Source organism: Sorangium sp. So ce327, from assembly GCF_051530205.1.
GTDB lineage: Bacteria > Myxococcota_A > Polyangia > Polyangiales > Polyangiaceae > Sorangium > Sorangium cellulosum_B.
The window spans coordinates 6515330-6538151 of record NZ_CP150330.1 but is presented as its reverse complement, the minus strand read 5'-3'; the positions used below and the strand labels follow the sequence as shown (position 1 = coordinate 6538151).

Here is a 22822-nt window from a genome sequence, read left to right as displayed (position 1 = left end):
ACCCACGGCAATCGCCCCCCAAAAGGCGCGAGTTCGTGGGAGGGGCCCCCGCCGCCCGCGCGCACGGGCACCCCCACCCTGCTGGCTCCGTTGCTGCCGTCCTAGCCGACGGCCTCCGGCTCGACCGCCGTCCCGTTCACCTTCGCCTTCTCCGCGCCCCCCCCGTTCGCCGCCGAGAACTTGAACGTGAACTCCCCGCCTTCGAAGTCGACCGCGACGTTCCCCCCGTTCTCGAGGGCCCCGAAGAGCAGCTCGTCCCCGAGCCGCCGCTTGATGTCGTTCTCGATGACGCGCCCGAGCGGCCGCGCCCCGTTCGCCGGATCGAACCCTCGCGTCGCGAGCTCCGCCCGCGCCCGGTCCGTCACCTCGACCGTCACCGATCGATCCGCCAGCATCGCCGCGAGCTCGCCGACGAACTTGTCCACGATGCTGCCCATCACCGACGGATCCAGCGCCCGGAACATGATGCGCGCGTCCAGCCGGTTCCTGAACTCCGGGCTGAACGTGTTCTTGTAGGCCTTGTCGTCGTCGCCCGCCGTCCCTCGCTCGCCGAAGCCGACGCGCGCCTGCGCGAGCTCCCGCGCGCCCACGTTGCTCGTCATGATCAGCACCATGTGGCGGAAGTCGCTCTTCTTGCCGTTGTTGTCGGTCAGCGTGCCGTGGTCCATCACCTGGAGCAGGACCTGGAACACGTCCGGGTGCGCCTTCTCGATCTCGTCGAGCAGCAGCACCGCGTGCGGCGTCTTCGCCGCCGCCTCCGTGAGCAGGCCGCCGCGGTCGAAGCCGACGTAGCCGGGCGGCGCGCCGATGAGCCGCGAGACGGTGTGGCGCTCCTGGTACTCGCTCATGTCGAACCGCAGGAACCCGATGCCGAGCGCCTTGGCGAGCTGCTTCGCGAGCTCGGTCTTGCCGACGCCGGTCGGCCCCGAGAAGAGGAACGAGCCGATCGGCTTCTCCGGCGCGCGCAGCCCCGCGCGCGACAGCTTGATCGCCGACGCGAGCTGCTTCACCGCCTCGTCCTGGCCGAAGATCACCGAGCGCAGCGACTGCTCGAGATCCTTGAGCTGCGCCTTGTCCGACGTCGACACCTGGCGCGGCGGGATCTGCGCCATCTTCGCGACGACGAGCTCGATGTCCGCCGCGTCGACAGTGTACCCGTCGCCGTGGCGGAGGCGCGCCGCCGCGCCCGCCTCGTCGAGCAGATCGATCGCCTTGTCGGGCAGCCGGCGATCTTGCAGGTACCGCGCCGACAGCTTGGCCGCGGCGTCGATCGCCTCGGCCGTGTACGTGATCTTGTGGAACTCCTCGTAGCGCTTCTGCAGGCCCTTCAGGATCTGCGCGGTCTCGTCGACCGAGGGCTCCGACACCTCGATGCGCTGGAAGCGCCGCGCGAGCGCGCTGTCGCGCTCGAGGTGGCCGCGGTACTCCTGGAACGTCGTCGCGCCGATGCAGCGCAGGCGGCCCGAGGCCAGCGCGGGCTTGAGCAGGTTCGACGCGTCCATCGTCCCGCCGCTCGCGGCGCCGGCGCCGATGATCGTGTGGATCTCGTCGATGAAGAGGACGGATCCCGGCTGCTTCTCGAGCGCGCGCAGCACCGCCTTGAGGCGGTTCTCGAAGTCGCCGCGGTACTTCGTGCCGGCGAGGAGCGCGCCCATGTCGAGCGCGTAGACGGTCGCGTCCTTGAGCGGCGCGGGCACGTCCTTCTTCTCGATCCGCTGCGCGAGCCCCTCCACGATCGCCGTCTTGCCGACGCCGGCGTCGCCGATGAGCAGGGGGTTGTTCTTGCGCCGCCGCGCGAGCACCTGGATCGTGCGGGCGACCTCGTTCTCGCGGCCGACCAGCGGGTCGATGCGGCCCTCGGCCGCCTCCTTGTTGAGGTTCATCGTGAACGCCGCGAGCGGATCCTTGATCGGCTGCGCGGCGCCGGGCTCGCCGCCCTCCTCCGGCGGCTCCTCCCGGAGGCCGTCGTCCTGGCCCGTCTTCGAGATGCCGTGCGAGATGTAGTTCACGACGTCGAAGCGGCTGATGCCCTGCTCGCCGAGGAGCGTCACGGCCGGGCAGTCGCGTTCGGCGAACATCGCCACCAGCACGTTCGCCCCCTTGAGCTCCTTCTTGCCCGAGGACTGCACGTGCATCGCGGCGCGGCCGACCACGCGCTGGAACCCGAGCGAGAGCGTCGGGCTCGTGTCCGCGTCCTCCGGCAGCACCTCGATCTCCTCGTCGAGGAAGCGCTCGAGCTTCTTCTTGAGCAGCGGGGTGTCGCCCCCCGCGTGCCGGAGGACCTCGGCCGTCTCCTCGTCGAAGAGCAGCGCGTAGAGCAGGTGCTCGATGGTCACGAACTCGTGCCGGCGGCGCGAGGCCTCCCGGGTGGCGAGCGAAAAGGCGATCTCAACTTCGGGGCTGATGCGCATGGTCATTCCGGCTCGGCGGTCAACCGAAGGGGCATCGCGTGCTCCTTGGCGAAGTCCTGGACTTGGGCGACCTTGGTCTCGGCGACATCCTTCGTGTACACGCCGGCGACCCCGTGGCCGCGATGGTGCACGCTCAGCATGATGTGCGTGGCCTCCGTCTCGGTGCGGTGGAAGAACTTCATGAGGACGAGCACGACGAACTCCATCGTCGTGTAGTCGTCGTTGTGGAACACGACCTTGTAGCGGCGGGCCTTCTCGACCTTCCGTTCCCGCTCGGTCGCGAGGTCGCCCTGTTTGTCTTCTCTTTCCTCAGGATCGTTCGGCATAAATCCGTCGGGAAGGATAGCAAGAGCCCCGCCCCGGCGAGCGGCCGACGAAGAGGGCTCACGCCCCGGAAGCATGCTCCGCCGCGGCGCCCTTCGCCACGCGCGGGCCTGGATTTTCCGTCCGCCGTGGCGCCCGGCTCATGGAACCGGGCCGAGGGTGCTGCTGGGTTCGTTCGCGGGCGCCGGCCTTGTCCGGCTGGCTCCGTCCGGCGGGCGCGGCCGCCCCGCCGCAGGCGCGCGAGCGGCCCGCGGCGGAGGGCGCGCCGGCGCCGTCACACGAGCGACATGGCCGCGCCGAGGTCGATCTCGACGGGCGTGAGGCCCCAGATGTCGCGCGCGTACTCGCGCACCGTGCGGTCCGAGGAGAACTCGCCCACGCGCGCGATGTTGAGCGCGGACTTGCGCAGCCAGCTCTGCCGGTCGGCGTAGGCCGCCTCCACCTCGCGCTGACAGGCGGAGTAGGCCTTGAAGTCGGCGAGCATCATGTACTCGTCGCGGCCGAGGAGCCGGTCGAGCAGGGGCTGGAAGAGCTCGCGGTACTCCGGGGAGAAGAAGCCCGACGAGATGAGCTCGATCACCTCGCGGAGCTCCGGGTCGGCGGCCACCGCGGTGCGCCCCTCGAAGTGCTCGCTGCGGCGGGCGATCACCTCGTCGGCGGTCAGCCCGAACAGGAAGAAGTTCTCCGGGCCCACCGCGTCGCGGATCTCGATGTTCGCGCCGTCGAGCGTGCCGACGGTGAGCGCGCCGTTCAGCGCGAGCTTCATGTTCCCGGTGCCCGACGCCTCCATGCCCGCTGTCGAGATCTGCTCGGAGACGTCGGCGGCGGGGATGATGCGCTCGGCCAGCGAGACGCGGTAGTTCGGCATGAACGCGACCCGGAGCCCGGTGTGGCGCCGGTCGCCGTTCACGACGTAGGCGACGGCGTGGATGAACTTGATGATGAGCTTCGCCTGCCGGTAGCCGGGCGCCGCCTTGGCGCCGAAGATGAAGGTCCGCGGCACCACCGGCTCGCCGCGCTTCTGGCGCAGGTAGAGCGCGACGATGTGGAGCGCGTTGAGCAGCTGGCGCTTGTACTCGTGGAGGCGCTTGATCTGGACGTCGAAGATCGACGAGGGGTCGACGTGGATGTCGAGCTCCTGCGCGATGACCTTCGCGAGCGCCACCTTGTTCGCGCGCTTCACCGCGGCGATCCGCTCGATGAACTCCGGGTCGTCGAGGTGGCGCTCGAGCTCGCGCAGCCGCTCGAACTCCGTCACCCACTTCGGGCCGACCTTCTCGGTGACCAGCGCGGCGAGCGCGGGGTTGCAGGCGAGCAGCCACCGCCTGAACGTGACGCCGTTCGTCTTGTTGTTGAACCGCTCGGGCCAGAGGTCGTAGAAGTCGCGGAGCAGGTCGCGCTTGACGAGCTCGGAGTGGAGCTTGGCCACGCCGTTCACCGAGTGCGAGCCGACGACCGCGAGGTGGGCCATGCGCACGTGGCGCTCGTGGCCTTCCTCGATGAGGGACATCCGCGCCACGCGGTCCTGGTCCTGCGGGTGGGCGTCCATGACCTCGCGCAAGAACCGCCGGTTGATCTCGTAGATGATCTCGAGGTGCCGCGGCAGGAGCCGCTCGAAGAGCGCGACGGGCCAGCGCTCGAGCGCCTCGGGCAGCAGGGTGTGGTTCGTGTACCCGAAGGCCCTGACCGTCTGCTTCCACGCGTCCTCCCAGGCGAGCAGGTGGTCGTCGATGAGGACGCGCATCAGCTCGGCGATCGCGATGGCGGGGTGCGTGTCGTTCAGCTGGATCGCGTTCTTCTCGGCGAAGCGCGAGAAGTCCGGGTGGACGCGGTTGTAGCGGTTCACGATGTCGGCGATCGAGCAGGCGACGAAGAAGTACTCCTGCCGGAGGCGCAGCTCCTTGCCCTTGTCGAAGTTGTCGTTCGGGTAGAGGACCTTCGAGATGACCTCCGACTGGTTCTTCTCGTGGACGGCGTGCACGTAGTCGCCGGCGTTGAAGAGCTCGAAGTCGAACTCCTCGCCCGCGCGGGCCGACCAGAGGCGGAGGGTGTTGACGGTGTTCGACTGGTAGCCCGCGATGGGCGTGTCGAAGGGGACGCCGATGACCTGCTCGGACGGGCGCCAGACCACGCGGAAGCCGCCGCGCTTGTCGGGGACGCGCTCGGTGTAGCCGCCGAACGAGACCGGGACGGCGTGCTCGGGGCGCTCGACCTCCCAGGGGTTGCCGAAGCGGAGCCACTCGTCGGCGCGCTCGACCTGGTAGCCGTCGCGGATGACCTGCTCGAAGATGCCGAACTCGTACCGGATGCCGTACCCGTAGGTGGGCAGGCCGATCGTGGCCATTGAGTCGAGGAAGCAGGCGGCGAGCCGCCCGAGGCCGCCGTTGCCGAGCCCGGCGTCGGGCTCCTGCTCGACGAGCTCATCGAGGTCGAGGCCGAGCTCGCCGAGCACGGTCTTGAAGCTGTCGTAGATGTCGAGCGCCTGCAGGTTGGCGACGAGCGCCCGGCCGAGGAGGAACTCTGCGGAGAGGTAGTAGCCGCGCTTGACGTCCTGCTCGTAGTAGGTGTGCTGCGTCTTCGTCCACCGGTCGACGAGGCGGTCGCGCGCCGCGAGGGCGATGGCGACGTACCGATCGAACGGCGTGGCGGACAGCGATTCCCGGGCGCGCGAGTAGTGCAGGTGATCGGCGAAGGCGCGGCGCAGCGCGGCCGGGTGCATGCCGGTGCGGGCGTCCGGCGCCGAGTTGCCGCGGAAAAATGCGGCGGGGGTGTCGCGCTGCTGGGTGGTGTTGTCTCGCTGGGCGGGGGTTTCTCTCTGACGGTTGGGGTCGGCGTCGATCGGGTTGGCCATGGCGGCGCACTTTAGACGGATCTGGCCCGCGCTGGTTGGCTGCGCGACGTGCTCGGATGAGGTTCCGTGTGGGCGGGGGTTGCCGATGGTCCCCGGGCCAAAGTGCGGTGAGAGCGGAATCCAGCCCGGCGACCTGGTAGGGGGGAGCGCGGTCAACCGGTGCCGCGGGAGAGCGGTGGGATGGCCGACGGCTGGCGGGGCGCGGCGGCGTGAGCAGCGGCGGGCTCACGATCGCTGACGCGGGCGGCGGCCAGGTGCGTCGACCCGGTCCGGCGGTGGAGTTGGGCGCGCTCGCGTCGTCTCAGCGCGGGCAGCCGCCGATCAGCGCGGGCAGCCGCCGAGCAGCGGCGCCCCGAGCAGATCGAGCTGCTCGACCGCGCGCTGCGGCCGGCGCGCACGCAGACCCGCGCCCGTCCCCGGGGCGGCGCTCCAGGAGCTCGCCCGCAGGACGAGCTCCTCGCGGAGCGCCACGAGCTCGCGCGACGGCAGGGTGCTCGTGTCCGTCACGAGCCGCGCTCCGTCACGGTAGCCGGTCCACACGGTGTAGCCGTCCCGTGTGACCTCGATCCCGAACCTGGGGCCATAATCCGTGATCTCGTAGCTGCGCCCCAGGGCCAGGAAGCTCCACTTCTTCATCGCGACCGTCTCGCCAGTGTCCGTCGAGGCGGCCGGACCGGCCAAAAAACCGGGGGGCGGCCCCGCGCAGCGCGGCCCGCGGGCGTGATCCCCGCGGAATCCGCGAGGAGTCCGGGTCACCCGGGCCCGCGCGTCGGAGCGGCGCACCCACACGAGCCGCCTTCCCCAGCCGCTTCGTTTCGCGAGGTGCCTGACGTCGTGGGGTACCTGTCGTGATGGCGGACCCACGCCATCGTGTAAGGGAGCGCGGCCTCGTCCCGGCCGAGGGGCGTGAGATCCAGGTAGTTGTAGGTGCCGATCAGGACGTCGAGCCCGCGCGCATAGGTCGAATAGGTGTGGAAGACCTCGTCGCCTTCGCGGGCGAAGACGCTCAGCCCAGGGGCCTCGGGGAAGGGGGAGCTCGCCTTCTTGAAGTTGTACTCCATATCTCCTCGAGCGCGCTCCTCCTCACGGAACGAGACGTGATAGTCATAGTTGAAGTCCGTCTCACCCGAGGAGACCCACGGGAACGTCCAGCCCATTCGCCCCTTGAACGCCTCGATTCTGGCGAGCGGCGCGCGGGAGACGGCGCAATACGCCGTGTCGCGGGCGGCCAGGTGGACGTGGCCACCCTGGATGTTGTCGGCCACGTACGAGCAGCTCTTGCAGCCTTCGTCCCAGCTCGGCGCGAACATGAAATGGTAGACGAGGAGCTGCCGGCGCTCGCCGAAGAGCTCGCGCAGCGTCAGCTTGCCTGAAGGGGCGTCGAACACATAGGCCTTGTCGACCCTCACCCACGGCAGCTCCCGGCGCGCGGCGCTCAGCGCGTCGCGCCGCCGATCGTGCTCTTTCTCTCTCTCCAGCAGCGCCAGGCGGGCCGCCAGCCACTCTTCCCTCGAAGCGATCTTGGCGCGGCTCATCGGCGCTCTCCCTTCGACGCGGGGGCGCTGGCGGCGCTCCTGCTCTGGCTCCGGTTCCGGAGCTTCTTGACGGCGATGGCGGTCACGGCGCCGGCGGAGGCCGCCTGGGCGAGGACCCATCCGATGGACGCGAGGCACGCAGGGCACATGGGGATCTCCTCCTGTGGGCGGCGCGCGCGGCGCCTCGCCGCGCCGGCCGCTGACCCGTGGAAATGACCACGGCGCCTCTGGCCGCGACAGCAACATCGATGTCGCGATCCGTTGGCGCGCGCCGCCGGGCGTGCGACGCTGCCGCGATGGATGCGACGGCCGAGGTCCCCGCCGAGCTCGGCGCGCTGGCGGCCCGCTCGCTCGCCGCGGGCGACGCGCTCGACGCGCTGAAGGTGGTCGGCCCCTTCGGAGGTCCACACGCGCTCGCGCTCCGCGGGATCGCGCTCGCGCAGATGGGCGCCTATCCGGAGGCGAAGGCCGCGCTTGGCCGCGCCGCGCGGGCGTTCGCTGCGGCGGGCGCCGAGCGCGCCCGGGCGCGCGCGAGCGCGGCCCTCGCGGAGATCGCGCTCGCGCAGCGGGAGATCGGCGAGGCGTGGCAGGGGCTCGTCGAGGCGGGTGACGCCCTCGAGCGCGCCGGCGATCCCACGAACGCGGCGTGGGCTCGCCTGGGCGCGGCGCGGGCCGCGCTCCTCGAAGGCCGCGTCGCCGAGGCGGAGCGGGCGCTCGCGGCCGCCGAGGCCACGGTCACGAGCGACGCGCCGGTGTTCACCAGGGCCGCGCTGGCGCTCGTGCGCGCCGAGGTGCACGCGCGGCTCGTGCGCGCGTCCTCGGCGCGGCTCGCGGCCGAGCAGGCCGCGGCGTGGGCGCGGGCGAGCGGACATCCGCTGCTCATCACCGAGGCCGAGCGCTTCCTCCGCGCGCACGACGAGCCGGTGGCGCGCCTCGTCCAGGGCGGCAGCGACGAGCCCGTGCGCCTCGCCGACGTCGAGGCCCTTGTCGCCGCGCCCGCGGGGTGGGTCGTCGTGGACGCGCTCCGCCGCCGCGTGCTCGACGGCGGCGAGGTGCGGGCCGACCTCGCGCGCCGGCCGGTCCTGTTCGCCCTGCTCGAGGCGCTCGCCCGGGCTCACCCTGCGGCGATCGCGAGCGACGACCTCGCGCGCGCCGCGTTCGGCGTCCGCGCGGTCAACGAGTCCCACCGGCGGCGGCTGCGCGTCGAGGTGGGGCGCCTGCGCGCCGAGCTCGGCGGCGTCGGGGTCGTGCGCGCGCTCGGGAACGCGTACCGCTGGGAGCTCGGCGCGGGCGTGGAGGTGGTCGTCCTCGCGCCGCTCGAGCCGGGCGACGCGGGCGCCATCCGCGCGCTCCTCTCGGACGGCGCCGCGTGGAGCGCCTCGGCCATCGGCGCCGCGCTCGGCAAGAGCGCGCGCACGGTGCAGCGCGCGCTCGCGGAGCTCTCGCTCGCGCGCGCCGTCGAGGTCACCGGCAGCGGCCCCTCGCGGCGCTACGCGAGGCCCAGAGCGGCGCTGTCGATCGCGTCACAAATGTTGCTCCTCGGGCTCGCGCTCCCTGGTTGAGTGCGCGGGGCGAGGAAGGAGTGGACCGTGAAAGCCCGACAGGCCGAGATCATCGCGGAGCGCACGTTCGAAGGGGTGGAGTCGATCCACGGGGTCGCGTTCGACGGACAGGCGGTGTGGTTCGCGCACGGCGATCGAGGAGACCTCGTGTCCGCCGAGCCCGAGAGCGGCCGCGTGCTGCGTCGCCTGAAGGCGCCCGCCAGCGCGGGGGTGGCGTTCGACGGGCGCCACCTGTGGGTCGTCGGGGGCGGAAGGATCCGGAAGATCGATCCCGCGAGCGGGGCCGCGGTCGGCGAGGTGCCGGGCTTCGACGCGACGCCCGTGAGCGGGCTCGCGTGGGCCGACGGCGCGCTTTATGCGGGCATCTACCGCGAGCGGAAGATCCTCAAGATCGATCCCGAGCGCGGGGCCGTCCTCCGCACGCTCGTCTCCGATCGGCTCGTCACCGGCGTCACGTGGACCGACGGCGATCTCTGGCACGGCGTGATGTGCGAGGAGGAGGGCGCGCCGTCGGAGCTCCGCCGCGTCGATCCCCGGAGCGGCGAGGTCCTGGACCGGCTCGCGCTGCCGGAGAGCGTGCGCCTCTCCGGCGTCGAGGCGGACGCGAGCGGCCGCCTGTGGTGCGGCGACCCGGCGACAGGCAGGCTCCGCGCGGTGAAGAAGCCGCGAAAGGCGGTCTGATTCACCCTGGGTTCGACCTGCCGGCTGCAGCGGGCCAGGGGGTTCGAGACAAACTTACAGCGTGAGTGGCACCGCGCCGACCGGAAACGGCTGGGCCGCTGCGCGCGGCGATGATCAAAACCGAAACCTTCGGGAATGTGAAGGCGCGCAAGGTGCGCGCAGATTTCTACGTCGATACGATGCCTCCAGGAGAGGCGGTTCGAGAATGCGACGACACCGGGCGCCGCGAGCCGCCCGCCCGGGGCACGGCGGCCCCGCCGAGAGCAAAGTCAAAGAAGGTGCCGCTGGCGAGGGGAGCGGGGCCGCAGCGGGACCTTCGCCATCCACTGCAGCGCAACAATAACGCTGTATGGGCGGCTTCGGGCGGTTTGACTCACGGACAGCGTTTGGACTCCCAGCCTCCTCGACGGGAGCGGTTTCGATCGGCGCCGCGTACCCATGTGGAGATCCGATATGCATCTTCGATCGTTTGGCTGGATCTTCGTTCTGGGTTCTCTGGCGCCCGCCTGCACCGGGCAGCTCGGCGATCCGTCCTCGGGCGCGGCTGGCGGCGAGATCGGCAGCGACGTTCCCCCGCCGCAGGCCGACGGGAGCTTGCCGTACGCGGCGCCCACGCCCGCCTCCGCGGCGCTGCGCGCCCGCACATGGCTGCTCACCCCGGAGGAGTACGGTCGCTCCGTCCAGGGCTTGCTCGGCGTGTCGATCGACATTTCGGACATGGAGCCCGTGCCGGACAACGGCATCTATCCGAACATGTCCACCAGCGGGCTCGTCCGCGTGACCCTGGCCGAGCAGTACGCGGCCAAGGCCGAGGCCGCGGTGCTCGCGCTCGGCGACCGGCAGCTCAGCGCATTGATTCCGTGCGGCAAGGTCGACGCGACGTGCAAGGCGGACTTCGTGCGCGCGGCGGTCAGCGAGGCGTTCCGGCGGCCCGCGACGGCGGAGGACCTGACCAATTATGGCGAAGTGTTCGATCTCGCCGCCGAGTCCGGGGATCCGGCGCTGCCGTTCCGCTGGGTGTTGAAGGGCGTGCTGAACTCGCCCTATTTCTTGTACCGGACCGAGATCGGCGCGCCGAGCGACGAGGCGAAAGCGGCGTTCCGGCTGACTGACCACGAGATCGCGACCTTCCTTTCGTACAGCGTGCTCGGCGAGCCGCCCTCTGCGACGCTGGCCGCCGCCGCCGATCGCGGCGAGCTGGCCGATCCCGCGCTGCTTTCCGGGCACATCGACCAGCTGCTCTCGACGCCGGGCGCCGCCGACCAGCTCGGTCACTTCCTCGTCCAGTGGTTGCGGTTGCACACGTTCGAGGCCGAGGTGGAGAAGTTCGAGGACGTGTTCCCCGGCTTCGCCGATGTGAAGGGGGCGATGTCCGCCGAGACGCAGCGCTTTCTCCGCGCGAACGGAGGCATGGAGGGCTCGATCGCGAGCCTGCTCACGGCGCCTGTACCCGAGGCCGATCCAGCGCTCTCCGCGTTTTACCGCAGCGACGCCTCGGGCGCGACGGACACCGCGCGGAGCGGCCTGCTCTCCCTCGGCTCCGTGCTCTCCAAGACAGCCAAGCAGTACCTCACGTCCCCGACGCTCCGCGGCCTGTTCATCCGCGATCAGCTGCTGTGCCAGCACATCACGTTGCCCGAGAACTTCACCCCGCCGCCGATCGAAGAGAGCGAGCTGCGCATGACCCCGAAGACCACGCGCGAGCTGTACGAGACGCACGACGCGCAGGCGGTCTGCAAGAGCTGCCACGCGCTGATCGACAACGTCGGCTTCATGCTCGAGAATTTCGACGGCGCGGGCCGCTATCGGACGCTCGAGCAGTACAGGAGCCCGTCGCTCACCGCGCCCATGGCCGCGCCGCAGCCGATCGACGCCGCGGGCCGGCTGCTCAACACCGACGTGGACGGCGAGTACGACAGCGCCGCGGGGCTGGGAGAAGCGCTGTCGCGCAGCACCTGGGTCCGCGAGTGCGTGGCGCGGCAGGCCTTCCGCTTCTATTTCGGCCAGGTCGAGTCTGCGCGCGGTATTCCGCCGGTCGTCCAGGGCACGGCGGCGCTGGATCGCACCGGTCTCCTGCGCGACCTGCTCGTGGCGCTCCTGTCTTCGCCGAGCACGGTGGAGCGCGTGCGCGAATAGCTACCGCCATCGAGGATCGAACATGCCCAGGCCCTTCGACGTATCCAGGCGAGACATCCTGAAGACCGCGGCCGGCGCGATCTTCCTGGCGCCGCTGCTGCGCCACCGCGAGGTCGAGGCGCAGACCGTCGTGCCCAAGCGGCTGGTGCTGATCTTCACGCCCGACTCGCACCCGCCCGAGTGGTGGCCGACCGGCAGCGGGTCGACGTTCCAGCTCCAGGAGCCGCTCGCCGATTTCCGCGGCCTCGAGGGCGACATGTTGTTCTTGCGCCGGCTCGACCATGCCTGGACGGTCGGGAATCACCACGAGGCGGGCATGGCGCAGCTGTTCACGGGCGCGCGCTTCATCGACGAGAGCTCACACCACGCGAACGGCCCCTCGCTCGATCAGATCGTGCTCAAGAGCTCCGACCTGCGCGGCGGCACGCCGATCGCGAGCATCCACCTGTGCGTCGCCGATCGCGGCGGCGCCGACAAGCGCCATATCATCTCGTACAGCGGCCCCGGCCAGCCCATGACCCACACGGCCGACCCCGCGCGCGCGTTCAGCACGATCTTCAGCGGCGTCACCTTCGACGGCGCCACGCCGACGCCCACGCCCGGCGGCATGCCGGATGCCGTCGCGGCCGCGAAGCGCAAGGCCGACCAGCGGATCCTCCAGATCAACACGCGTGAGCTCAAGACCATCCAGGGCTTCCTCGGCCAGGCCGAGCGCCAGAAGCTCGAGCTCCATGTGGAAGCGCTGTTCGAGCTCGAGAAGCGCATCGCGGGCATGGGCGGCGGCACGTCGGTCCCGGCCGGCGCGGCGTGCGAGCGCGCGGACACCTCCGGCTACAACGGCAGCACCAACAACGCGACGACGATCACGCGCTGGGCGCAGATCCAGGCCGACATCATCGTGAGCGCGTTCACGTGCGATCGCACGCGGGTCGCGGACTACCACTTCAGCTTCTCCGGCGGCCACCACGAGGGCCTCCTCGGCTTCGGCCAGAGCTGGCACGACGTGGTGGCGCACGTCAGCCGCACGAACGACAGCGTCAGCGTCGGTGGTGAGTCGATGACCACGCGCCAGGCCTTCATGCTGTTCGATCGTTTCTGGGCGAGCCATATCGCCTACCTGGCGAAGCGGCTCGCGGGCATCCGCGAGGGCAGCGGCACGATGCTCGACAACACGATCCTGCTCTGGGGCGTGGAGAGCGGCACGAACCACAGCCACAACCCGCGGGACATGCAGTACCTGGTCATCGGCGGGAAGAACCTGGGCGTGAACGTGGGCCAGTACATCAACAACACCACCGCGCAGAGCTCGAACAAGCTGCTCACGTCCGTGATGAACGCGCTCGGCCACGCCGCGACGGGCATCGGCATCGAGCCGAACTGCGGGCCGCTGCCGGGCTTTCTCGCCTGAAGCCCGCTCGGGGGCGGCGCTGGCTCCACACCGTCCTCTCTCGAGCGAGAGACCGGGAACAAACCGCCAGGGCGCCGTGTTCCGTCGGCCATGGCGCGACGTGTGATGGGCTGGGCCCTGATTCTGTTCACGCTGGCCCTGGTGGGGTGCGATCATGCGACCAAGGCGGTCGCGCAGGCCGCGCTCGAGCGACGAGGTCCCCTGTCGATCGTGCCGGGGGTGCTCGATCTCCGCTACGCCGAGAACCACGACATGGCCTTCAGCCTGCTCCGGGGCATCCAGTCGCCGGCGAAGGTGGCGGTCCTCCTGGTGTGCTCGATGGTAGTCCTCGGCGTGGTGCTCCTGGGCTGGTGGAGCAGCCGCCGCGCGTCGGTCACCGAGCAGGCCGGGTACGCGCTCATCGTCGCCGGCGCGGTCGGGAACGCGATCGATCGCGGCGTCCGCGGCTACGTCATCGACTTCATCCACCTTCACCGCTGGCCGGTGTTCAACGTCGCTGACATCGCCATCGTGGCGGGCGGGATCCTGCTCGGGATCGCGATGTTCCGGCGCGCGCGCCAGGAGCCACGCGAGGTGTCCTGAGAGTAGCGCAGCTGGGCTCAGTTGCAGAGCAGCTTCTTGAGCTCATCCGTGGTCTTGGGCTTCGTGCCCGCCAGGGCGGCGGAGGCGATCTGCTGCGTCTTCTTGGCCCTGGAGCAATCGTCAGGCCGGTTGGGCGCCTGTTCCAGCAAGGGGCCGAGCTCCTCCGTGGGACCTTTCGCGTGCTTCTTGATGCAGAGCACGGGTTCGCCTTCGTGCACATAGTACCGGCGCTGCGTGACGCTGCTCGTCGTCGCCGGCTTGTCCGGCGTACCCCTCGTCCCGTCAAAGGCCCAGGATCCGTCGTCGTGCAGCGCGAAGACCAGCTGGCCATGGTCGTAGTAGAACTGGTACGTCGACTCGCCGTGCCCCGCGTCGGCGGACGCGATCTCCGCCTTCTGGATCGCGCCGTCCGCCTGGTATAGCCGGAGCTCGCCGCGTCCCTCGGCGCCGGCGCACTCGAAGCGGAGCTCGCTTCGCGTGAGGTCCTTGCGGGCCTGGATGTCCTGATACCGGGCCCTGATCTTCTGGATCCGCGGATCGTCGAGGCTCGCCTTGGAGCCGTCGGCGGTGTCGGTGGCGGCCTGGGGTGCTGCCGCGGGCGCCGGGCTTTCCACGGCGGAGGTGCCGGCCGGGGGCGTGGTCGCGCCGGGCGCCGGAGCTCGGCCTGGCTCTGCAGGAGCCGCGGAGACGCTCGCCGACGGGGTGGGAGAAGGCGGGCTACACCCGATGACGGCGGCGACCAGCAGGGCGATGGAGGATCGGCTCATGAGGACCCAGAACGCTCGGTGCGACCGTCCCATTCAGCGGGCCGGGTTACCCGCCCTTGCGTCGAAACTCCACGAAGAACCGCACCGGGCCGTCGGGGTCGACGTGGTGCAGCACCTCGGGGACGACGATCCCTGGGCTCTCTGGATCGAGAGAGAGCTCTCGACCGCCGAGCCCATCGATCCGGTAGCGCAGCCGCCCCGAGATCACGTGGATCACCCCCCATACGCCGGGCTTGGTGGAATGGTTCTTTCGCAGGCCGGAAGGGATCGTGACCTCGTCGAACTCGGCCGTGCGCTTGTACGCGACCAGCCCGTCGGGCATCTCGAGCCGATCGCAGCGCACGCAGTCGAGCTCGGTGCCGAGCATCGATGCGCGGCCCTCGGACGTGACGACCCAGGGGCGCAAGAAGAGCGGCGGCTTGTGCCGGACATGCTGGCCATGTCCACAGCTCAGCTCGGCCACCCAATCGTTCACATCGTCCTGATGGTAGCCTGTGATCGTTCGGCGCATCGTCTCGATCTACTGACCGTCTTCTGGATGTTTTTCCACTCGATCTGCGTGCGGCGTGTGCGGAGCGAGCTGCGCCTGCGCATCGTCCATCTTCCACGTTCCACCTTCCGGTACACGTCGGATCGCGGCCTCGCTAGGACCACGCGCCCAGCAGCGCGCGCATCGCAGGCGCGATGACCTCCGCGACCGCGCCGCGGTGAGAGGCGGCCAGCGCCGCGCCGTCAGGGCGCCCGTGGGCGGCGAGGGCGTCGGCCTCGGCGTCCGGCGCCGTGGCGGCCGGAGGAGGCGAGGCGAGGGCCGCCTCGAAGGCCTCGGAGACCGCCCGGCGCACCGGCTCGCCGCCCGTCTGGAGCGCCCAGGCCACGAAGCGCCACGCGAGCTCGGCGTGCCGGGCCTCGTCCTCGGCGATCGTGGCAAGGGCGCTCCGGACCGCGGCGTCGGCGGCGCGCGAGCGCTGCTCGCTGGCTTGCACGGCGGCGAGCGTCTCGCCGACGCAGCCCTCGCGGACGGCGCGCGCCGCGAGCTCGGGCAGGCCCGAGGCGACCTCGACCCGCCCGCCGAACGCGAACGGCGCCGGCGCGAGCGCCGCGCCGGCGTACGCGCTCGCCAGGCCGAAGCAGAGCGCCGCGTGGCGCACCTCGTCGCCCGCGGCCTCGTGCGCGGCCGCGAGCATGTCCGGGGGGGCCCCGACCGCCATCAGCTCCAGCGAGAACCGAGCGAAGGAGGCGACCGACGCGTGCTCGAGCAAGGCGTCGCGGAGCCATGCCTCGGCCAGCGCGGCGCGGGTCGACTGCGTCAGCGCCGCCACGTCCGGGGGCGCCGCGGCGCACCACCCGCTCGCCGCTCGCCGCTCTGCCCGCGCCGTGCGCGCGCGCTCGCCCACGAGGAACGGGCGACCTGTGCCGCCGCAGGTCGCGACGAACTCGTAGCAGCACTCGCTGCCTTGGAGGACGCCTTCACCGAGGCTTGTGTACCAGCACCCCGCGGGCGCACCGGGCGGCGACCCCGGGACGGAGGAGCCGTAGGGGTCGAAGGTCGGGCACGTGACCGCGGGTGAGCCGCCGATGCCGCCCTCGCCCGCAGTCCCCCCTTCGCCGGCAGCTCCCCCGACACCGCCCTGTCCTCCCTGTCCCGAGGGCCCCAGGGCGACACAGACCGTTCCCTCCTCGGTCCACTGCACACCGCCTGCCTGGATTGACGTGAAGGAATCGCCGCCTGGCCCGCCATTCCCGCCCATCCCTCCGCGCGCCCCCGAGCTCTCGTCGCCCGACGCGGGGCCACCGCCTCCGCCCGACGCGCGCTCCAGGGTGACGTCGCCGCCGCAGGCGGCGCCTCCAACTGCCACGTTGAGCGTCGCGGTGGCGAGGATCGCGCGTGTCAGCTGGTGAGCGAGCGCGATCCGGAATTGAGCCGGAGAAGAGGGGGGACTGGCCATGGTGCCAGAGAACAGCAGCATCCATACCAGCGCAGGATCCGCGGGCGCAGCCTCTCAGCGCGGGGATGCCCGGCACAGCATGGCACAGGCCTGGTCTGCATCGATTGCGCTGGTGCCGCGGCGAGCCCTCGCGGGCGGCGTGACCCGTGCGCGCGTCGACGTCGCGCTGCGCTGCGCCCGCCTGGCGTCGAGCCGGCCGCCCGGGTCCCGGCGCGCGGCGCCTCCGGCTGTGCTCGGCGCCGCCGTCGCGCGGAGCTCGGCTCCGCGGTTGCCGCGTCGCCGCTGCGCACCGAACCGCGGTCGCCGCTGGTATAGAGGCGCTCATGACCCTCCTCCGAGACGTCCTTTCAGCGCTCGAGTCGATCGCGCCGCTCCGGTTCGCGGAGTCCTGGGACAACGTCGGCTTGCTCGCGGGCGACCCGGCGCGGCCCTCGTCGGCGGCGCTCCTCGCCATCGATTACACCCCCGAGGTCGCCCGGGAGGCGCGCGATCTCGGCTGCGATCTCGTCGTCGCCTACCATCCGCCCCTCTTCGAGGCCGTGAAGCGCGTGGTCGCGCCGAGCCCCATCTTCGCGGCCATCCGCGACGGCATTGCGCTCTACTCGCCCCACACCGCGCTCGACGTCGCCGAGGGCGGCACCAACGATGTCCTCGCCGACGCGCTCGGTATCTCGCCGGACCGCGCGCCGCTCAGGAGGGCGCCCTCCAAGGCGTGGCAGCACAAGCTCGTCGTCTTCGTCCCGGAGGATCACGCCGACGCGGTGGCCGACGCCCTCGCCGAGGCGGGCGCGGGCCAGATCGGCCGGTATTCGCGCTGCAGCTTCCGCACGCTGGGGACGGGCACGTTCTTCGGGGAGAAGGGCGCGAACCCCACCGTCGGCGAGAAGGGCCGGCTCGAGCGCGTCCCCGAGGTGCGGCTGGAGATGGTCTTCCCCCGCGACAGGACCGCCGCGGTCGTGCAGGCGATGCGCGCAGCGCACCCCTACGAGGAGGTGGCGTTCGACCTCGTCGAGCTCGCCGCCGAGCCGCTCAGGGCCGGCATCGGTCGGATCGGGCCGCTCGCCGGCGCGACGCCGGTCTCCGAGCTGCTCGGCCGCATCAAGGAGGGCCTCGGGGTCGACGCCTTGCTCGTGGCCGGCCCCGAGCAGCGCGCCGTCTCCCGTGCGGCCACGTGCGCCGGCGCGGGCGGCGGGCTCCTCGAAGACGCCATCGCACAGGGCGCCGAGCTCTACCTGACCGGCGAGCTGCGCCACCACGACGCCCTCCGCGCGGCGAGCGCGGGTGTCACCGTGGTGTGCGCGCTGCACTCGAACAGCGAGCGCGCCGCGCTGAAGCGCCTCGCCGAGCGCCTGCGCGCCGCGGTGCCGTCGCTGCGCGTCGCCCTCAGCGCGCGCGACCGGGATCCGTTCTCGATCCGCTGAGGCGCGGCTACCTTGACCTGGGTCGTATCGCCGCCCCAACGGGCGAAGAAGGCACATTCTGCATATGCGTACGGTGTTTAAACTCCTGCTTGCTGTCGCCGGGATCGCTCCCGCTGCTTGTTCTGGATCGTCTCGCCCCGAGCCCGGCTCATGCACGGATGCGCCTCTCATCGGGTTCGCCAACCAGGGAGCACTGTACCGACACGATGCGTCTGTCAACGTCTTCACCGAGGGGGTGGACCGTGCTCGCCAGCTCGGCGCGCGGGCAATTCACGTCTCGCTCCGTCCCGACAAGTCGACCCACGAAGGGACCGTCGACTCCGAAAGGTGGCTCTCGGTCAGCAGTCCCTTGGAGGCGGCGCAGCGGCCCTTCGTCACCCGCGCGCTCGGCGACCCCAACCTCGGTCTGGTTGCGATGAGCGTCTCCGCCATGACCGGGCCGGGGAGGTACATCGAGAACATGTACCACGGAGGCAGCACCGGCACGCCGGAGACGGTGCTGCAGCTCGAGAAACGACAGCATTACGAGCTCGCTCGCTACCTCCTCGAAGAGTACAACGGAACGAAAAAGACGTTCATCATCAAGAACTGGGAGGGCGACTGGCTGTTCCTCCGCGCTCAGGCGAGCTGCTTGCCCCAGCCGCCAGCGGCAGACGTGAAGAAGGCGATTGAGTGGTTTCGCGCGAAGCAGGAGGGGGTCGCGCAGGCTCGTGCCGCGGTGGCTTCGGACGTCAAGGTCTACTTCGCGGTGGAGGTCAACCGCGTGCGCGAGGCGCTGGGACTCGAGTGCAATGGCGAGCAGCTGCGCCTGTCGCACCTCCTGCCGTTCATCGGGCCGGACATGGTGAGTTACTCGTCGTACGACGCCATGCTGCAGGGGGTGAACGACGCCCAGACGCAGATGGCCTTGACCCAGGCGCTCGACTTTCTCTATGCCGACGTGGCGCAACGTAACGCGTTCATTCGACTCGTGCCTGAGCTGGCCGATTTGCCGACCTTTCCGACGGATCCGATGGCCCTCGGCAACGGGCGGATCATCCTCTCCGAGTTCGGCCTGCCGGAGCTGGAATATCCAGAGGCCGAGGTGCGACGTCGCATCAACAATGTGCTGAACGTCGCACGGGGTGGGCGGCTGGCTGCAGCGTTCTACTGGCAGCTCTACGACAACGAAGGCCGGGGGTTCTATCTCTACAAGCCGGATGGGACGGAGTCGGTCGCGCTCGACGAGCTGAAGCGCAAGGCGGGCTGGTGCCCTGGGGGAGATGGAGGTGGGGGCGGCGGGGCAGGGGGCGCCGGCGGCAACGGTGCAGGCGGCAGCGGCGGGGCAGGGGGAGATGGCGGCAACGGTGCAGGCGGCAGCGGCGGGGCAGGGGGCGCCGGCGGCGACGGGGCAGGCGGCAGCGGCGGAGCAGGTGCCGCCGGTGGAGCAGGGGGTGCCGGCGGCGACGGTGGAGGCGGCAGCGGTGCAGGCGCCGGCAGCGGGGCAGGTGGCGCCGGCAGCGGATCGGGCTCGGGCAGCGGGGCAGGAGGATCGAGCGGAGGGATGCCTGGCGCGTCCGCCGTGGGTGACCCCCACATCGTCACGTTCGATGGATTGGCCTACGATTTCCAGGCGGTCGGCGAGTTCGTCGTCCTCGAATCCACCTCGGGAGCACCGCTCGTCGTTCAAGCCCGCCAGGGATCTCTGGGCGCATCGCGTCGCGTCTCCGTCAACACGGCCGTGGCAACCACGCTGGGCGCCGACCGCGTCGCGCTCTATGCGGGGAGATCGCCTCCGCTCTATGTGAATGGAACCGCGACGGCCCTCGCGGACGGCGCCGCCATCACCCTGGCCGGTGGAGGCCAGGTGCTCCTCGAGAGCACCAAGTACACGCTCCTCTGGCCTTCGGCCGACGGCGAGCGAGCCGAGATCACGGTGGCCGCGGATCACCTCGATCTTCGGGTCCTGCTTCCGCCATCACGGAGAGGGCAGGTTCGCGGGGTGTTCGGCAACTTCAACGACGATGGCTCCGACGACGTCGCCACGCGCACCGGCGCGGTCCTGATCTCGCCGACGTTCCAGGAGCTCTATGCCTCCTTCGCCGAGAGCTGGAGGGTCGCCCGGGAGGAGTCTCTGTTCGACTATGCCGAGGGAGAGAGCACCGACACCTTCACGGATCGGACGCTCCCCGAGCGGCCCGCCTTGCTCCGCGATGTGCCGGACGACCAGCGCGCGTCGGCGAGGCAGGTCTGCAGCGACCGGGGCGTCACGGACCCCACGCTCCTGGAGTGGTGCACCCTCGACGTCGCGCTGAGCGGTGATCCAAGCTATGCCTCCAGCGTCGCGGCGGCCCAGCCTCCGAGCTCGACCTTCGAGGTGCTCGTCAACCTCGCAGCCGCGAGGCCCGTCACGGCGGACGGAGCGCCTCGAGGAGATCTGCAGTTCGTCACCGATGCGATGTTCGCGCCGGAAGGTCAGCCCTGGGATGATCCGATGTATTCCGTGGTCACCCCCGAGGGCACGTCGCTCACGGTGGACCTGGGAGCGATCTACTCCCTCGCTCGCGTCGTCGTGCAGGCCGACAACAACGACGAGTACCTCGTCGAGTCGTCCACGGATGGGGCGACGTGGGTCCCGCTGGCGGCCGTGCCCACGTTCGGGGGGGGCGGGACGCGCACGCGGCCGGCCCATGCTCTCCCGGAGAGGGTCGAGGCTCGCTACGCGAGGATCCGGGCGACCTCCGGAGACGCGTCGTACTCCGTCTCGGAAATCGAGCTCTATGGGCCGGTGAACCCCGTCGGGCCGTGAGGTGAACCGCGCGCGGCCAGCGAAGCCGCTGGACGAAGCGGCTTGCAGCGATCAGCTTGCCGGCCCTCATGCGCGACCACGGCACGCCACCCGCCCCCGACCTGCGCGCGGACGCTCTTGGTCCCTCGCCGCCCTCGCCCGGCTCGCGCCGCGGCGCGGGCGTCTGGTCGACGCTCCGCGACGCGGTCCGCGGCGGCGAGCACGACTTCACCACCGGCTCCATCGACCGGGCCATCGCGCTGCTCGCGATCCCGATGGTCATGGAGATGCTCATGGAGTCGCTCTTCGTCGTGGTCGACGTCTTCTGGGTCTCGCGGCTCGGCGCCGACGCCGTCGCCGCCGTCGGGCTCACGGAGTCGCTCCTCGCGCTCGTCTACGCCATTGCGATGGGCCTCGCGGTCGCCGCGTCCGCGACGGTCGCGCGGCGGGTCGGCGAGGGGCGCCACGAGGAGGCGGCCGCCATGGCGGGGCAGGCGATCGTGCTCGGCCTGCTCATCTCGCTGCCGATCTCGGCGGTCGGCGCGCTGCTCGGATCGCGGCTGCTCGCGGCGATGGGGGCGACGCCCGGGGTGATCGCGATCGGCGCGCCGTTCGCCTCGATCATGCTGCTCGGCAACGCGACGATCCTGATGCTGTTCGTCATCAACGCGATCTTCCGCGGGGCGGGCGACGCGGCGCTGTCGATGCGGGTGCTCTGGCTCTCGAACGCGCTGAACATGGCGCTCGGCCCGTGCCTCATCTTCGGCCTCGGCCCGTTCCCGGAGCTCGGGGTGGCCGGCGCGGCGGTCGGGACGACCCTTGGCCGCGGGACCGGCGTCGCGCTGCAGGTCTTCTTCCTCGCGCGCGGCAGCGGCCGGGTGAAGGTGCGAGCGCGGCACCTCGTCCCCGACCCGGGGGCGCTCGCGGCGCTGCTCCGGCTCTTCGCGAACGGCGCGCTGCAAAACGTCATCGGCATGGCGAGCTGGAGCGGCCTGGTGCGCATCATCGCGCCCTTCGGGAGCGCGGCGCTCGCCGGTTACACGATCGGGATGCGCGTCATCGTGTTCGCGATCCTGCCGGCGCTCGGGCTCTCGAACGCCGCCGCGACCCTGGTCGGGCAGAACCTTGGCGCGGGGCGCCCCGACCGGGCCGAGGCCGCCGTGTACCGCGCGGGCATCTGGACCACCGTCATGCTCGGCGCGGTGGGCGTCGTCTTCGCGGTGGGCGCGCGCGCCATCGTCGGCGCGTTCTCGGACGACGCCGAGGTGCTCCGGTTCGGCACGCAGACGCTGCGGATCCTCTCGTGCGGGTTCCTGTTCTACGGCTTCGGCCTGGTGTTCACGCAGGCGTTCAACGGCGCCGGCGACACCTGGACGCCCACGCTCCTGAACTTCGCCTGCTTCTGGCTCTGGGAGATCCCGCTCGCCTGGGGCCTCGCGGGCGCCGCGGGGCTCGGCCCGGCGGGCGTGTTCGTCGCGATCGCGGTGGCGTTCTCGACGTTCGCATTCGCGGGCGGGCTCGTGTTCCGCCGCGGCGCGTGGAAGCTGCGGCGCGTCTGAGGCGCCGCTACCGCGCCGGCCGCGCGAGCCAGGCCTCGATGAGCTTCCGGGCGATGCTGAGCGGCGGCGGGAGGAGCGGCAGCGCGTCGCGGTGGAACCAGCGCGCGTCCTCGAGCTCGCGCGTGTCGACGCGGAGCTCGCCGCCGGCGTAGCGCGCGGTGAACCCGACCATGATCTGGTGGGGGAAGGGCCACGGCTGGCTGCCGAAATAGACGATGTCGGCGACGTCGACGCCCGTCTCCTCGTGGACCTCGCGCGCGACGCAGGTCTCCAGCGTCTCGCCAGGCTCGACGAACCCGGCGACGAGGCCGTACATGCCCGCAGGGAACCGCGCCTGGCGCGTCATCAGGACGCGCGGGCCGTCCTCGACGAGCACGATCGTCGCCGGCGTGATCCGGGGGAAGTAGTTGCTCGCGCAGCGGACGCAGCGCTTCACGCGCTCGTCCTGCCCCGCCTCGAGCGCGGCGCCGCACGCAGCGCAGTACTGGTGCGCCCTGTCCCAGTGCTGCACCTGGTACGCCGTGCCCGCGATCTCGAACAGCTCCGGATCGATGCGCCCGTGGAGGCGCCGCAGCGAGACGTAGGCGTACCCCGCCGGCGCCGGCGCGCCCTGCGCGAGCTCGGCCGAGCGGCAGGCGCGCCCGTCGAGCTCGCCGAGCGGCTGCGCGCGCGTGACGGAGACGCCGAGGTCGGCGAGATCGGCCGCGATCGGGATGTCGAAGCGATGGCCGCCGTCGCTCGGCGCGCGGACGAGGAGATCGTCGCCGTGGAACGCGAACCACGCGATCTCGGCGGGCGCCGAGCTCGGACGGCCGAGCCCGGCGCGGAAGCGGGAGGACGGCATGGCGTTACCTGGGGCAGAGCCGCGCGGG

At 71.3% G+C, this 22822-nt stretch carries 18 protein-coding genes; 8 read left to right on the top strand and 10 right to left on the bottom strand.

Annotated elements, in window-relative coordinates:
* Positions 1-101: 101 nt before the first annotated feature.
* From clpA to WME95_RS24370, 6 genes are all read right to left on the bottom strand, one after another.
* Entirely contained in the window at positions 102-2417 is a 2316-nt protein-coding gene (clpA, locus tag WME95_RS24395; RefSeq protein WP_437910815.1) for an ATP-dependent Clp protease ATP-binding subunit ClpA, read from the bottom strand.
* Positions 2414-2737: an ATP-dependent Clp protease adapter ClpS gene (gene clpS / locus WME95_RS24390; protein WP_272093285.1), complete on the bottom strand. Its 324-nt coding sequence runs from the start codon at positions 2735-2737 to the stop codon at positions 2414-2416. Before clpS ends, clpA begins: the two co-directional genes overlap by 4 nt.
* A gap of 272 nt (positions 2738-3009) precedes the next feature.
* A complete protein-coding gene (locus tag WME95_RS24385; protein WP_437910814.1) occupies positions 3010-5586 on the bottom strand; it encodes a glycogen/starch/alpha-glucan phosphorylase in 2577 nt (858 codons plus the stop codon).
* 321 nt (positions 5587-5907) lie between these two features.
* The gene (locus tag WME95_RS24380; protein ID WP_437555088.1) at positions 5908-6222 is read right to left on the bottom strand and encodes a hypothetical protein; all 315 of its coding nucleotides are present in this window, start codon (positions 6220-6222) and stop codon (positions 5908-5910) included.
* 116 nt (positions 6223-6338) lie between these two features.
* Positions 6339-7121, bottom strand: a complete 783-nt coding sequence (locus WME95_RS24375) for a DUF899 domain-containing protein (RefSeq protein WP_437910813.1) — start codon at positions 7119-7121, stop codon at positions 6339-6341.
* Complete coding sequence (locus tag WME95_RS24370) at positions 7118-7270, bottom strand: hypothetical protein (RefSeq protein ID WP_437910812.1); 153 nt, start codon at positions 7268-7270, stop codon at positions 7118-7120. Before WME95_RS24370 ends, WME95_RS24375 begins: the two co-directional genes overlap by 4 nt.
* Before the next feature lie 99 nt (positions 7271-7369).
* Between WME95_RS24370 and WME95_RS24365 the strand changes: the two genes are divergently transcribed.
* From WME95_RS24365 to lspA, 5 genes are all read left to right on the top strand, one after another.
* Positions 7370-8683, top strand: a complete 1314-nt coding sequence (locus WME95_RS24365; protein ID WP_437910811.1) for a helix-turn-helix domain-containing protein — start codon at positions 7370-7372, stop codon at positions 8681-8683.
* Positions 8684-8710: 27 nt separating this feature from the next.
* On the top strand, positions 8711-9364 hold the full coding sequence (locus tag WME95_RS24360) for a Vgb family protein (RefSeq protein ID WP_437910810.1): 654 nt from the start codon (positions 8711-8713) through the stop codon (positions 9362-9364).
* A gap of 453 nt (positions 9365-9817) precedes the next feature.
* Positions 9818-11500 carry a DUF1588 domain-containing protein gene (locus tag WME95_RS24355; RefSeq protein WP_437910809.1) on the top strand — a complete coding sequence of 561 codons (1683 nt, stop codon included), beginning with the start codon at positions 9818-9820 and terminating at the stop codon, positions 11498-11500.
* Between the two features lie 22 nt (positions 11501-11522).
* The gene (locus WME95_RS24350; protein ID WP_437910808.1) at positions 11523-12908 is read left to right on the top strand and encodes a DUF1552 domain-containing protein; all 1386 of its coding nucleotides are present in this window, start codon (positions 11523-11525) and stop codon (positions 12906-12908) included.
* 105 nt (positions 12909-13013) lie between these two features.
* Positions 13014-13490 (top strand): signal peptidase II, encoded by a 477-nt coding sequence (gene lspA / locus WME95_RS24345; protein WP_437910807.1) that lies wholly within the window; start codon positions 13014-13016, stop codon positions 13488-13490.
* 17 nt (positions 13491-13507) lie between these two features.
* On the opposite strand, the gene WME95_RS24340 is transcribed toward lspA, so the two are convergent.
* The 3 genes from WME95_RS24340 to WME95_RS24330 all read right to left on the bottom strand — a co-directional run bounded on the left by WME95_RS24340 (position 13508) and on the right by WME95_RS24330 (position 16224).
* Positions 13508-14257 (bottom strand): hypothetical protein, encoded by a 750-nt coding sequence (locus WME95_RS24340; RefSeq protein WP_437910806.1) that lies wholly within the window; start codon positions 14255-14257, stop codon positions 13508-13510.
* Positions 14258-14303: 46 nt separating this feature from the next.
* Complete coding sequence (locus WME95_RS24335) at positions 14304-14768, bottom strand: DUF3565 domain-containing protein (protein WP_437555080.1); 465 nt, start codon at positions 14766-14768, stop codon at positions 14304-14306.
* 133 nt (positions 14769-14901) lie between these two features.
* Entirely contained in the window at positions 14902-16224 is a 1323-nt protein-coding gene (locus WME95_RS24330) for a ferritin-like domain-containing protein (RefSeq protein ID WP_437910805.1), read from the bottom strand.
* Positions 16225-16526: 302 nt separating this feature from the next.
* On the opposite strand from WME95_RS24330, the gene WME95_RS24325 reads away from it, so the two are divergent.
* The 3 genes from WME95_RS24325 to WME95_RS24315 all read left to right on the top strand — a co-directional run bounded on the left by WME95_RS24325 (position 16527) and on the right by WME95_RS24315 (position 21950).
* Entirely contained in the window at positions 16527-17624 is a 1098-nt protein-coding gene (locus WME95_RS24325; protein ID WP_437910804.1) for a Nif3-like dinuclear metal center hexameric protein, read from the top strand.
* A gap of 235 nt (positions 17625-17859) precedes the next feature.
* Positions 17860-20412 (top strand): VWD domain-containing protein, encoded by a 2553-nt coding sequence (locus WME95_RS24320; protein WP_437910803.1) that lies wholly within the window; start codon positions 17860-17862, stop codon positions 20410-20412.
* A gap of 68 nt (positions 20413-20480) precedes the next feature.
* Positions 20481-21950 (top strand): MATE family efflux transporter, encoded by a 1470-nt coding sequence (locus WME95_RS24315; protein WP_437910802.1) that lies wholly within the window; start codon positions 20481-20483, stop codon positions 21948-21950.
* A 7-nt stretch (positions 21951-21957) separates the two neighbouring features.
* Here WME95_RS24315 and nudC read toward each other — a convergent pair whose 3' ends face one another.
* The gene (gene nudC / locus WME95_RS24310; RefSeq protein WP_437910801.1) at positions 21958-22794 is read right to left on the bottom strand and encodes an NAD(+) diphosphatase; all 837 of its coding nucleotides are present in this window, start codon (positions 22792-22794) and stop codon (positions 21958-21960) included.
* Between the last annotated feature and the right edge of the window lie 28 nt (positions 22795-22822).

Excerpts from the sequence above, each read along its gene's own strand:
- clpA (WP_437910815.1), bottom strand. The coding sequence starts at position 2,417 with ATGACCATGCGCATCAGCCCCGAAGTTGAGATCGCCTTTTCGCTCGCC.
- clpS (WP_272093285.1), bottom strand. The coding sequence starts at position 2,737 with ATGCCGAACGATCCTGAGGAAAGAGAAGACAAACAGGGCGACCTCGCG.
- WME95_RS24385 (WP_437910814.1), bottom strand. The coding sequence starts at position 5,586 with ATGGCCAACCCGATCGACGCCGACCCCAACCGTCAGAGAGAAACCCCC.
- WME95_RS24380 (WP_437555088.1), bottom strand. The coding sequence starts at position 6,222 with ATGAAGAAGTGGAGCTTCCTGGCCCTGGGGCGCAGCTACGAGATCACG.
- WME95_RS24375 (WP_437910813.1), bottom strand. The coding sequence starts at position 7,121 with ATGAGCCGCGCCAAGATCGCTTCGAGGGAAGAGTGGCTGGCGGCCCGC.
- WME95_RS24370 (WP_437910812.1), bottom strand. The coding sequence starts at position 7,270 with ATGTGCCCTGCGTGCCTCGCGTCCATCGGATGGGTCCTCGCCCAGGCG.
- WME95_RS24365 (WP_437910811.1), top strand. The coding sequence starts at position 7,370 with ATGTCGCGATCCGTTGGCGCGCGCCGCCGGGCGTGCGACGCTGCCGCG.
- WME95_RS24355 (WP_437910809.1), top strand. The coding sequence starts at position 9,818 with ATGCATCTTCGATCGTTTGGCTGGATCTTCGTTCTGGGTTCTCTGGCG.
- WME95_RS24350 (WP_437910808.1), top strand. The coding sequence starts at position 11,523 with ATGCCCAGGCCCTTCGACGTATCCAGGCGAGACATCCTGAAGACCGCG.
- lspA (WP_437910807.1), top strand. The coding sequence starts at position 13,014 with ATGGGCTGGGCCCTGATTCTGTTCACGCTGGCCCTGGTGGGGTGCGAT.
- WME95_RS24340 (WP_437910806.1), bottom strand. The coding sequence starts at position 14,257 with ATGAGCCGATCCTCCATCGCCCTGCTGGTCGCCGCCGTCATCGGGTGT.
- WME95_RS24335 (WP_437555080.1), bottom strand. The coding sequence starts at position 14,768 with ATGCGCCGAACGATCACAGGCTACCATCAGGACGATGTGAACGATTGG.
- WME95_RS24330 (WP_437910805.1), bottom strand. The coding sequence starts at position 16,224 with ATGCTGCTGTTCTCTGGCACCATGGCCAGTCCCCCCTCTTCTCCGGCT.
- WME95_RS24325 (WP_437910804.1), top strand. The coding sequence starts at position 16,527 with ATGACCCTCCTCCGAGACGTCCTTTCAGCGCTCGAGTCGATCGCGCCG.
- WME95_RS24315 (WP_437910802.1), top strand. The coding sequence starts at position 20,481 with ATGCGCGACCACGGCACGCCACCCGCCCCCGACCTGCGCGCGGACGCT.
- nudC (WP_437910801.1), bottom strand. The coding sequence starts at position 22,794 with ATGCCGTCCTCCCGCTTCCGCGCCGGGCTCGGCCGTCCGAGCTCGGCG.